This is a genomic window from Novisyntrophococcus fermenticellae (assembly GCF_018866245.1).
GTDB classification, from domain to species: Bacteria; Bacillota; Clostridia; order Lachnospirales; family Lachnospiraceae; genus Novisyntrophococcus; species Novisyntrophococcus fermenticellae.
The window spans coordinates 3,033,712-3,045,812 of record NZ_CP076458.1; the positions used below are offsets into that span (position 1 = coordinate 3,033,712).

A 12,101-nucleotide genomic window follows, 5' to 3' on the forward strand; every position below is an offset into this window, starting at 1 on the left:
TGTGCGCCGCCTCTAGTATATAATATGCCATATACACGAGATAGCACTCCATCTTGCGATGACAGTCGTGTCATATTTCATGCCACGCCCAAGGAATATAACTTCAGGCTTTATATCCTTTCGGCACTTTTCCCTTTCTTCTGCCCTCCTTTGCTCCTGAAGCATCCGACATCATACTTTTGAAAAATGCAACCTCTATCTACTTTTCAATTCTTATATTTGTTCAAATAATATCACCTGCCCTTGTTATTGTCAAGGAGCTTTCCAACGCTTATTCCTGAATCATACAGAAAACCTGCCACTGGCAGCTTTCCTTGCATACTTTGGTATATCAAAAGGGACGCAGCAATTGACAAAATCAACTGCTGCGTCCCCTGTACGCTCATCCCTGATCCACATATTCGAGTTTGCTTACAGACACTTCGTAAGCAATTCTTTTTTCTGATTCAGTCTCACTGATACGTTTTATATATTCTCTGCTCTGAATTCTGCCCCAGATCAGTACGTGTCCACCTACTGAAAAAACAGACGCGTAACGGGCATTTCTTCCCCAGCAGATACATGGAATATAATCTGATTTTCCATACGGCCGGTTGACCGCTATAAGCAGATCTGCAATCTCCCTTCCTAACGGTGTCTTCCGATATACGGGGGGCTTGCATATGTAACCATCCAGAAAAATCTGGTTGGATTTGACGGAATCATCTTCCTCTTCTATAAAACTTATTTCCCGCGCAAAGACGGACAGCACCAGGCGGTTCTTTTTTTCCTCGTGCCTGTTGTATGAACGGAATTGGCCTGTTACCATTATGTATTCGCCTTCGTAATCCTGCGTCACATCAATAAGCCGTTCTGATATCATAACCGGAATTATATCTTCAGAATCGCTCAGACGTTTAACCATGATATCGACCAGATAGAATCCCTCCCCGAAGACCTGGTGACTGAAAGTAAATTGTGATCCGATTTCGCCCATAATTTGTACCTGATTGTTTTCAATAATCTTATCTGCCATGAATGATAGTTCCCCTTTCTCTCGTTGGTATCTTATATTAAACATATTTATTCAACAGAATTCCATCTTAGAACCATTATTTTTTTGTATTTTCTTCCCCTACCCAAAACCGACAAAACATGCTATAATACTATGTATTTTGATATCGTTCACTCAGGCAATGCGCCCTGTCTTGTGCTGAGTTATGAATTGTCAATAACCTTTTATATGTCAGTTTAGAAAAGAAGGAAAATTGTTAATGAAAATCCAAAGAAATGATGTAAGAAATGTTGCGATTATTGCCCACGTAGACCACGGCAAAACCACCTTGGTGGATGAGCTGCTGAAACAAAGCGGTGTATTCCGGGCAAATCAAGAAGTTCAGGAACGTGTAATGGACTCCAATGATATCGAGCGCGAGCGCGGTATTACCATATTGTCCAAAAACACGGCTGTATATTACAAGAAAACCAAAATTAATATTATTGATACACCGGGACATGCGGATTTTGGAGGAGAAGTTGAACGTGTACTGAAGATGGTAAACGGAGTAATCCTCCTGGTGGATGCTTTTGAAGGAGCTATGCCCCAGACAAAATTTGTTCTTCAGAAAGCCCTGGACCTAAACTTAAGGGTGATTGTCTGCATCAATAAGATTGACAGACCGGAAGCACGCCCAGAGGAGGTCGTAGATGAGGTTCTGGAGCTTTTGATGGATCTGGATGCCTCCGATGAGCAGCTCGACTGCCCGTTTTTATATGCTTCAGCAAAATCCGGATACGCAGTGTCGAATCTGGAGGATGAGCCAAAGGACATGACTCCTTTGTTCGAGACAATTATGGATTATATACCGGCGCCTGAAGGGGATCCTGAAAAAGGGACCCAGGTTCTGATCAGTACCATTGATTACAATGAATATGTGGGACGTATCGGTGTGGGTAAGGTGGACAACGGCAAGATTGCAGTGAATCAGGAAGTCATGCTCCTGAACCACCATGATCCTGATAAAAAGAAAAAAGTGAAAATCAGTAAACTCTATGAGTTTGATGGGCTGAATAAGGTAGAGGTTACGGAAGCCACGATCGGTTCTATCGTAGCTATCTCCGGAATTTCTGAAATCCATATCGGGGATACCTTGTGTGACCCCTCGAATCCGGAATCCATACCCTTCCAGAAAATTTCCGAACCAACCATCGCTATGAACTTTATGGTCAATGATTCCCCTATGGCCGGTCAGGAAGGTAAGTTTATCACCTCTCGTCACTTGCGTGACAGGCTTTACCGTGAATTAAACACAGATGTCAGCCTTCGCGTTGAAGATACGGACTCTCCTGATTGCTTTAAGGTTTCCGGACGTGGAGAACTGCATCTTTCCGTACTGATTGAAAATATGCGCCGTGAGGGTTACGAGTTTGCCGTCAGTAAGGCAGAGGTTCTTTATCATACCGATGAAAGGGGACATAGGCTGGAGCCTATGGAAATCGCTTATGTAGATGTTCCTGAAGAGTTTTCCGGTTCTGTGATTCAGCGGTTAAGCGAGCGTAAAGGCGAGCTTCAGGGCATGAGTCCCACCAGCGATGGCAACACCCGTCTTGAATTCGAGATACCCGCCCGGGGATTGATTGGGTTCCGTGGGGATTTTATGACTATGACAAAGGGACAGGGAATTTTAAATACTTCCTTTGATGATTATGCCCCTTATAAGGGAGAAATCAAGTTTCGTAAACAAGGTTCCCTGATTGCTTTCGAAAGTGGTGAATCCGTAACATATGGTCTGTTTTCTGCTCAGGATCGTGGAACATTGTTCATAGGACCCGGTGAGAAAGTATACGGAGGTATGGTAATCGGCCAGAACGGCAAGGCTGAGGACATCGAACTGAATATCTGCAAAACAAAACATCTGACCAATACCCGTTCTTCCTCTGCAGACGAAGCTCTGAAACTGACTCCTCCCAAGGTACTTTCTCTTGAGCAGGCACTTGAATTCATCGATAATGATGAATTACTGGAGGTTACACCAAAGAATCTTCGTATCAGGAAACGGATTTTAGACTCTAAACTGAGAAAACGTTCAAATTTGAAATAGAAACAGGGCTGCGTCATAACTCACTTTGACGCGGCCCTGTTTCTTTATCGGTTTTTATCTGTAGCGGTATCATTTTCCAGGTTTTTATCAGTAAATCCAAAATATGTAACACCTGATTCGGTTTCATATCCTCTGGAAGCCGCCAGCTCTTTTACAGTTACCAAATCAAATCCCCGGTTCTTAAGCTCCGGTATAATCGTCTGACAGGCAGTCACGGAAGCTTCATGAATATCATGCATCAAGATGATATCCCCGCCACCTGCATGGTCCAAAACGGCTGCTATATCGGAATCAACATTCTTCGTCTCCCAATCTCGTGTGTCCAGGTTCCAAAACCAGCAGGATCTGCCAGTAGCTTCAGCAAGCTCTTTGGTGTACTCACCAAAAGGAAAACGAATCGCCTCTGCACCTGTGCCATTATTATACTGCGCAATCAGCTGATCCGTCTGATCAAACTGCTGCTGTGCCACCTCCGCACCTGCAGCCTTCAGGTTAGGGTGATTATAAGAATGGTTTCCAAGCATACATCCTAACTGTACCATTCTTGGAATTGTATCGGCACCGTAACGTTCTACATTAATTCCCTGCATGAAAAAAGTTGCCTTCGCATCATTCTGTTCCAGTACGTCAAGTAAGGTGTTCGTGTATGGCCCCGGTCCGTCATCAAATGTCATCGCAATAACTTTTTCCTTATCCCTGCCGGGATCATAAGTTCCGTTGTCATTGAAATAATACCCTTCACCTCCGATAGGCGTCCAACCTGTATCCATGTATCCATCACTGCCAAAATGATACTTCTGCTCATCAATTGTCAGCCATCCATTCGTATACATACTTTGAGTATCCGCAGCATACCACCATCCATGCTCATTCACCTGCCATCCGGGGGTATCACTTGTTATCCTGAGACCCTCCGCAAGCGGCTGCTTCGCCGCATCGCCGGATCCATCCTCCAGATTATTCGTACCTGCCTGGACCTGAATCAAAGGCATCGGACTTCCGGCAACGGGAACACCTGTCCTTTTGACAAAGGGCTCAGCCGCTTTCCATCCGGCAGTTACGATTACCAGAGTTACAACAACGCAGATTCCAACTTTTATACAATTCTGTATCAAAGTAACTCTGCGATTCCGCTCCACGATTTTCCTTAGTCTTTCCTTATCCATATTATCACCAAATCCCTTATATAACTATCATAACGGTTTTGATGACAATATTCAATTACATTTCTGTTAAAATTTGCAAATATCGACAAAAAATCAGAAAGATAAAATTCCAAGATGTTCCATAAGTATCTTAAATCCCATCAAAACAAGAATGATGCCTCCACCCAGCTCCGCCTTTGATTTCAGCCTTGCTCCAAAAGCATGTCCAATATAGACCCCTGCCGTAGAACAGACCAGCGTGATTACCCCGATGAGAGACACTGCAGGTACAATAGAAACATTTAAAAATGCAAAAGTGATTCCCACAGCCAGTGCATCGATACTGGTTGCAATTGCCAGCATAAGCATAGATTTTGGATTGAGCTCCATGTCCTCATCTGCAGAACAGACCCCTTCGCAGTCCTCTTTTGCGCAGGCTTCCTTTATCATGTTTGCACCAATTAATCCAAGGAGCACAAATGCAATCCAATGATCAACAGCGGAAATCTGTTCACGGAACTGAACACCCAGGATATAGCCGATTACCGGCATACCTGCCTGAAATATGCCAAACCACAGCCCTACAGTCAAAGCATTACCAAACTTAATTTTCCTAAAGCATAAGCCCTTACAGACCGCCACTGCGAATGCATCCATAGACAGACCCACTGCAAGTATAAATAATTCACCAAAACTCATTCGTTCTAAACCATCCTTCCTGTTCTTCATTTGTAGATATCTGATTCTTTCTGCACGCTTTGTGCCTCTTAAGAGCTGCAGTTTCCAGAAATTCTCCCACGCACAAACGAGACCTGAAAAGGCCAGAAAATGGCCTTTCAAGTCTCGTTTTTTAAAGTGATACCAGATTTACATCATTATGTTGACATCACTGCAGGAATTCTGCAAACTACTCCCTCAAAAGAATGTACTTTGTATTCTACCGAATCATTACATCTTTGTCAAGCATCAATCAGCTTTTCCGTGTATATTATCCTTCTCATCCCAAAAACTGCAATCCTCCCTGCCTATTACCTGAGAATTAAATGGAGTACCATCATTCTTCCTGAAATGTCTTGTGGCCTTAAATACACTGTTTGCACCCACATAAAGAATAGGGACATTGGCTATCACAATCAGAATATTTCCCAAATCAGAAAACGCCCACAGGTTTCCTAATTCCAGGCCTGCAATATTACAGAGAATACCGAATGCCATAGTGAATAACGCCAATGCACGAATGACACTGATGAACCTTTTACTTTTATTAATTCTGTTTGCAACAATTTCCGAAAAGCTCACCATACCAAGTAATGTTGTATATGCAAACAGGCAAAAACACAAAGTCACAAGAAAAGACATTACCGCATTAAATGCAGTTCCCGGAGTCAGTTCGGCCACGGATGCCGTAAACTTAGGGAGTTTATCCATCTCAGACCAGGCTGCGGAATCCGCGCCGGTCCAGCAGTGAGCCATGATCACCACGAATCCCGTCAGAGTACATATTACAATAGTATCCAAAAATACTCCAATAGATGCCACCAGCCCCTGTTCACAGGGATGCTTTGCATCTGCCGCCGCAGCCGACATGGTAATCGTACCCTGTCCGGCTTCGTTGGACATCAGTCCACGCTTTACCCCTTGTGCCAGGACTGTACCAAATACACCTCCAAAAAAGGCTTCAGGCTTAAATGCACCACCAAATACGCTTTTAAAGAAAAAAGGAACACGATTAATATTAACCAGTATCAAAATCAAAACAGTCAGTACATAAACAACAGCCATTACCGGCACCATCTTATCCGTAATCTTTGTAATCTTCTTAATGCCGCCATATGCAATCACGGCGGTACCTACCACCACTATGAAGCTCAATACATAATAAAAAACTGACTGGGAAGCAATCGTTTTGCCTGATATAATTTCTCCCATCCGCCCAATAGAGGAAACTACATTGAAGCCCTGGGCCGGAAGACAACAAAGCGCATATAATATGTATAGTACAGATAGTGAGACGCCAATCCAGACCTTATTTCCTAACAGCTTTCTCCCGTAGAATGGGAGTCCGCCTATATATTCATCCTCTTTCTTTTCCTTGAAAATCTGAGCCAGAACAGCCTCCATATAAGCAGTGGCCATTCCAAAAAATGCAGAAACCCACATCCAGAAAAGGGCTCCCGGTCCACCAACTGCAATTGCACCTGTAACTCCGATGATATTACCTGGTCCGACGCGCATGGCAGTACTTAAAAAAAATGCCGCCAGCGGAGAGATTCCTGTATGAACTGTACGTTTGTCGGTCAGAATTTTTATTCCCTTTTTAAAGCCGGTAACTTGGATAAAACCCAGCCTGAAAGAAAAGTAAATTCCTGATCCCACCAGTAAAATAATCGCAAATGGCAAACTCCCTAAAACAGGTATTCCTGCATACCAGTCGAAATTAGTCGGAAATTCCCATAGAAAATCTGACAATGGTCCAAAAAAAGCAAAACAATTATTGATAAACCTGATAATAGCTTCCATTTCTTATTTTATCCCCCCTGATTTTATTATTTGTTAATCCCAAAACCGTGCTATGGGATAATTCCCTCCTCAAATACCCAGTGCTCACCCTCCTTCGTCACCTGAGCCTTCAGTTTTGCGCTGTCGGAATAGTTTTCCGTATTGTAGAAAAAGAAAAAACGCTTCCGTACCCTTTCCGCAGTATAACTCAGTTCAATTTCCACTTGCATAGCATCCTCTTTATTCTGAACAGACGTAGTGACCCTTGTAACACTTAATGTGGATATTCCTGGGGTTTTACGCGTTGAGAATTCAGAAACTAACTCCTCATATGATTTTGGGGCTGAATTCTGCATCTTTGTATCACTGGCAAAGAATGAACTTATTTCTTTGAAATCCTTATGGGCGGCGGCGGCAGTATAAATTCCATCAATTGCTTTCTCCGCCTGCTCACATATCTCTTTTCCTGATTTATTATTCAGCTGCAGTTCCGGTATAAACTCCAGTGCCTTCTTTTCATCTAACTCAAAAATCTTTCTATATGTGTCTTTTCCTGACTCTTCCAACTCTATGGTGTGATATCCGCGAAACAAATAGGGGATATTATAAGTTGCCCGATCCGATACCTCAGACTCTTTCTTTAGCTCTTTTAGCACATCAACTCCATCTATGGTAAGTCTGGCTCCCTCCGGGACAGTAATGCTTACATCTTTTATATAGAGACTTTCCGGCAACACATACCAGTTATTAAATACCTTAAGTACGCTGCTGCCTCTTTCCAAAGCTATACTTTCAATATAAGCATCTCCATCATCCTTTAGGGAGTAATTCACCTGGTACGTGGCACGGTTCCCATTATCCTGCTTCTTCCTCATCATATACGAAGTAATCTCGGGGGGTTTGATCTCTGCAGATGTCCCGTTCTCTTGATACGACATTGCGTTAACAAAAATCTGTCTGCTCAAAAAGCGGGAATCCGGAAATTTGCAGTTATCATAGACTGCATTCCAATCCTCTGCCAATTTTGCTTCGTAATACCCTCTGGCTGTCTTGGCCGGACCATAGATATAACTTCCCGCCATGAAAAAGATCAATACCAGGAGCAGCATAACTGCCACATTCAGAAGCAGCCCACATATCCAGGGCGACAGACCTTTAAACCACAGGATTGGAGAAAGTTTCCGATGGTTCTTCTGTTCTTCCATCTTCAGTATTCCTTTCTTTTTTATTAATGAGAAACATCAGGCCTTCCTGACGCTTTATAGGTGTCTATATTGTCATTATCCTGGCGGTATGTCTCATTCTCATCATAATACTGCTTTGAATTATCCGGGAAGTCATTAATAGTTTCTTTCACATGTTTCCCTTGCCCAGGCTGAAATAAAAACAGACAAACAATCAGGGCCAAAAGAAAACCATTTATAATCATCAACACCCCGTTTGCTGCTAATTTTAAACCAGTATTTTTCTGACTTTTTATATTTATATTCTCTCTGTTCTTCAAATTTCCTCTTCCTGTTCAAATATTTTGATACCTGTGCTCTTTCAATCCTTGATATTATTTTATATTTTTTTGCCAAAAATAGCAAGGGGCAGATTCCATTCTTTGTGCACGCCTGAATAGTATCAAAAAAGCGCCGATTTCCCGGCGCTTTTCGATTACTATTCATCAACTGTTACTGCTTCCTGTTCTTTTTGATCTGCTTCTGCTATTGCCACTTCCTCAGAAACCGCTTCTGTTTCCGCAGCATTATCATCGGTGTCTGATTCCTCTTCTATTAAAAGCTCTTCTTCACTAAGTGCAAGTTCTTTCAACTGCTTATCCGTATCCAGCTTTATATTGCTGTAACACTTCATACCTGTACCTGCCGGAATCAGTTTACCAATCAAAACGTTCTCCTTCAGGCCGATCAGATTATCAATCTTACCTTTGATTGCAGCTTCCGTCAGGACTTTTGTAGTCTCCTGGAATGAGGCTGCGGAAAGGAAGGAATCTGTAGCCAGAGATGCTTTCGTAATACCCAGCATAACCTGCTTTCCATCAGCCGGTTCTTTTCCTTCTTCAAGCATCCGCTGATTTGTCTCTTCGTAATCAAGAACGTTCACCAGGGTTCCCGGCAGGAACTCCGTATCTCCATTCTCTTCAATACGAACCTTTTTCAGCATCTGACGAACAATAACCTCAATATGCTTATCATTGATTTCAACACCCTGAAGGCGATATACGCGCTGTACCTCACGGATCATATAATCCTGTACATCACGTACCCCTTTGATTCTTAAGATATCATGAGGATTCACGCTGCCTTCTGTCAGTTCGTCACCGGCTGCCAGCGTCTGGCCATCCTGTACTTTAATTCTGGATCCATAGGGAATCAAATAGGTTTTTGCCACACCTTCTTCATCATCCGTAACGGTAATCTCACGCTTCTTCTTGTTGTCTTTAATCACAGCCTGACCCTTGATCTCTGTAATAATAGCAAGACCTTTTGGCTTTCTGGCTTCGAAAAGTTCCTCAACACGAGGAAGACCCTGTGTGATATCTCCACCGGCAACACCACCGGTATGGAAGGTACGCATCGTCAGCTGTGTACCAGGCTCACCTATAGATTGGGCCGCGATGATACCGACGGACTCACCGACCTGAACGGCTTCACCGGTTGCCATATTGGCGCCATAGCATTTCGCACAGATTCCGATATGAGACTTACAGGTTAATATTGTACGAATTTTTATTTTCTTAAATGGCTGACCTTTTTCATCAACACCGTCTTTCATAACCCTGGCAGCTCGTCTCGGTGTGATCATATGATTTGCCTTTACAATAACATTGCCATCCTTGTCCTTGATTGTTTCGCAGGAAAACCGTCCTGTAATACGCTCCTGAAGACTTTCGATTTCCTCCTTGCCGTCGGCAAATTCCTGCACATATATGCCTGGAATCTCATTTCCTTCGCAGCAGTCCACTTCACGGATAATCAAATCCTGTGATACATCCACCAGACGTCTGGTCAGATAACCGGAATCGGCTGTACGCAAAGCCGTATCGGACAAACCTTTACGGGCTCCATGGGCAGACATAAAGTATTCCAATACATCCAGACCTTCACGGAAGTTAGACTTGATAGGCAGCTCAATCGTATGACCGGTCGTATCAGCCATCAAACCACGCATTCCTGCAAGCTGTTTGATCTGCTTATCAGAACCACGGGCTCCGGAATCAGCCATCATAAAGATATTATTATATGCATCCAGTCCGGAAAGCAGTGCATGCGTCAGCTCATCATCCGTCTCCTTCCAGGTCTCAACAACTTCTTTATAACGCTCTTCATCTGTAATCAAACCACGTTTGTAGTTCCTGGTAATCCTATCCACGGTATCCTGTGCCTGCTGAATCAGCTGAGGCTTCTGCGGCGGCACGGTCATGTCGGAAATGGATACCGTCATAGCTGCCCTGGTGGAATACTTGTAACCTGTGGACTTAATATCATCCAATACCTCTGCAGTTTTCGTTGCTCCGTGGGTATTGATAACCTTTTCCAGAATCTGTTTCAGCTGCTTTTTCGCAACCAGAAAATCAACCTCCAGCAGCAATTCATTGCCCGGAACTGTTCTGTCAACATACCCTAAATCCTGAGGAAGAATCTCATTGAAAAGAAATCTCCCCAGTGTAGAATTAATATTCTCCTGGATTGGATTACCCTCCAGGTCTTTGCCTGCACAACGTACTGTAATACGGGTTTGTAAAGTCAGATACCCATTCTCATAGGCCAGAATAGCTTCATTAATATTCTTAAAAGCCATTCCTTCTCCCACTGCTCCGGGTCTTTCCTGTGTCAGATAGTAGATACCAAGCACCATATCCTGTGAAGGAACAGCTACCGGACCTCCATCAGAGGGTTTTAGCAGGTTATTCGGAGACAGCAGAAGGAATCTGCACTCAGCCTGAGCTTCCACAGACAGCGGAAGGTGAACAGCCATCTGGTCACCGTCAAAGTCTGCATTGAATGCAGTACATACCAGCGGATGCAGTTTGATTGCCTTACCTTCTACCAAAATCGGTTCAAATGCCTGAATACCCAGGCGGTGCAGTGTAGGTGCACGGTTCAGCATAACCGGATGTTCTTTAATAACATCTTCCAGCACATCCCAAACTTCGGTCTGGAGCTTTTCAACCATTTTCTTCGCATTCTTGATGTTATGTGCGGTGCCATTAGCCACCAGTTCTTTCATAACAAAAGGTTTAAAAAGTTCAATTGCCATCTCTTTGGGCAGACCGCACTGGAATATCTTCAGCTCAGGTCCTACCACAATAACAGAACGCCCGGAGTAGTCCACACGTTTACCCAACAAGTTCTGACGAAAACGGCCGGATTTACCCTTCAGCATATCAGAAAGAGATTTCAGTGCACGATTTCCGGGTCCTGTTACCGGACGGCCGCGGCGGCCATTATCAATCAATGCATCTACGGCTTCCTGAAGCATACGTTTTTCATTCCGGACGATAATGTCAGGTGCACCCAACTCCAGCAATCTTTTCAAACGATTGTTCCGATTAATAATTCTTCTGTATAAATCATTTAAATCCGAAGTTGCAAATCGCCCGCCATCCAACTGTACCATGGGACGCAAATCCGGTGGAATTACCGGAACTGCGTCCATAATCATCCATTCCGGACGATTTCCGGATTCACGGAATGCTTCAACAACCTCAAGCCTTTTTATAATACGGGCACGCTTTTGACCTGTGGATTCCTTCAGTCCTTTTTTCAGTTCTACAGATTCCTTTTCCAGATTAATGGATTCCAACAGTTCCTTGATGGATTCTGCACCCATTCCAACCCGGAACGCACTGCCGTACTCTTCTCTGGCTTCCTGATATTCTCTCTCAGTCAGCACTTGTTTGTACTGAAGTCTTGTATCACCACAGTCCAGCACAATGTAATTAGCAAAATACAGTACCTTCTCCAGTGTTCTTGGAGACAGATCCAGAATCAATCCCATACGGGACGGAATTCCCTTGAAATACCAGATATGAGATACCGGAGCCGCAAGCTCGATATGTCCCATACGCTCACGACGTACACTGGATTTCGTTACTTCGACACCGCATCGGTCACATATAACACCTTTATAACGGATTTTCTTGTATTTTCCACAATGGCATTCCCAGTCCTTGCTCGGTCCGAAAATACGTTCGCAGAACAAACCATCTTTCTCCGGTTTGAGTGTTCTGTAGTTTATAGTCTCCGGTTTTTTCACTTCACCATGGGACCACTCACGAATCTTTTCCGGAGAAGCCAGACCTATTTTAATCGCATCGAATGTCATCGGTTGATAGGTTTCTTTATTTACTGTTTCTGGCATTTAAATACTC

General features: G+C 43.6%; 8 protein-coding genes and 1 riboswitch. Of the genes, 1 reads left to right on the top strand and 7 read right to left on the bottom strand.

From position 1 onward, the window contains the following. Positions 1 to 33 precede the first annotated feature (33 nt). Positions 34 to 206, bottom strand: a riboswitch (Lysine riboswitch). 176 nt (positions 207 to 382) lie between these two features. Beyond that, the gene (locus KNL20_RS14130) at positions 383 to 1,015 is read right to left on the bottom strand and encodes a single-stranded DNA-binding protein (protein ID WP_230398370.1); all 633 of its coding nucleotides are present in this window, start codon (positions 1,013 to 1,015) and stop codon (positions 383 to 385) included. A 238-nt stretch (positions 1,016 to 1,253) separates the two neighbouring features. Here KNL20_RS14130 and typA point away from each other — a divergent pair, with 238 nt between their 5' ends. Next, complete coding sequence (gene typA, locus KNL20_RS14135; RefSeq protein ID WP_230398371.1) at positions 1,254 to 3,080, top strand: translational GTPase TypA; 1,827 nt, start codon at positions 1,254 to 1,256, stop codon at positions 3,078 to 3,080. 44 nt (positions 3,081 to 3,124) lie between these two features. Here the strand turns inward: typA and KNL20_RS14140 are convergent, their stop codons facing one another. From KNL20_RS14140 to rpoC, 6 genes are all read right to left on the bottom strand, one after another. After that, positions 3,125 to 4,246, bottom strand: a complete 1,122-nt coding sequence (locus KNL20_RS14140; RefSeq protein ID WP_230398372.1) for a polysaccharide deacetylase family protein — start codon at positions 4,244 to 4,246, stop codon at positions 3,125 to 3,127. 93 nt (positions 4,247 to 4,339) lie between these two features. Further along, positions 4,340 to 4,924, bottom strand: a complete 585-nt coding sequence (locus tag KNL20_RS14145; protein WP_230398373.1) for a manganese efflux pump MntP — start codon at positions 4,922 to 4,924, stop codon at positions 4,340 to 4,342. Between the two features lie 267 nt (positions 4,925 to 5,191). After that, positions 5,192 to 6,745, bottom strand: coding sequence for an alanine/glycine:cation symporter family protein (locus KNL20_RS14150; RefSeq protein WP_230398374.1), 1,554 nt, complete (start codon positions 6,743 to 6,745; stop codon positions 5,192 to 5,194). Between the two features lie 50 nt (positions 6,746 to 6,795). Further along, positions 6,796 to 7,929 carry a peptidase associated/transthyretin-like domain-containing protein gene (locus KNL20_RS14155; protein WP_230398375.1) on the bottom strand — a complete coding sequence of 378 codons (1,134 nt, stop codon included), beginning with the start codon at positions 7,927 to 7,929 and terminating at the stop codon, positions 6,796 to 6,798. 23 nt (positions 7,930 to 7,952) lie between these two features. Continuing rightward, positions 7,953 to 8,228, bottom strand: a complete 276-nt coding sequence (locus KNL20_RS14160) for a hypothetical protein (RefSeq protein ID WP_230398376.1) — start codon at positions 8,226 to 8,228, stop codon at positions 7,953 to 7,955. A 158-nt stretch (positions 8,229 to 8,386) separates the two neighbouring features. After that, positions 8,387 to 12,091, bottom strand: coding sequence for a DNA-directed RNA polymerase subunit beta' (gene rpoC, locus KNL20_RS14165; protein ID WP_230398377.1), 3,705 nt, complete (start codon positions 12,089 to 12,091; stop codon positions 8,387 to 8,389). Positions 12,092 to 12,101: the final 10 nt, after the last annotated feature.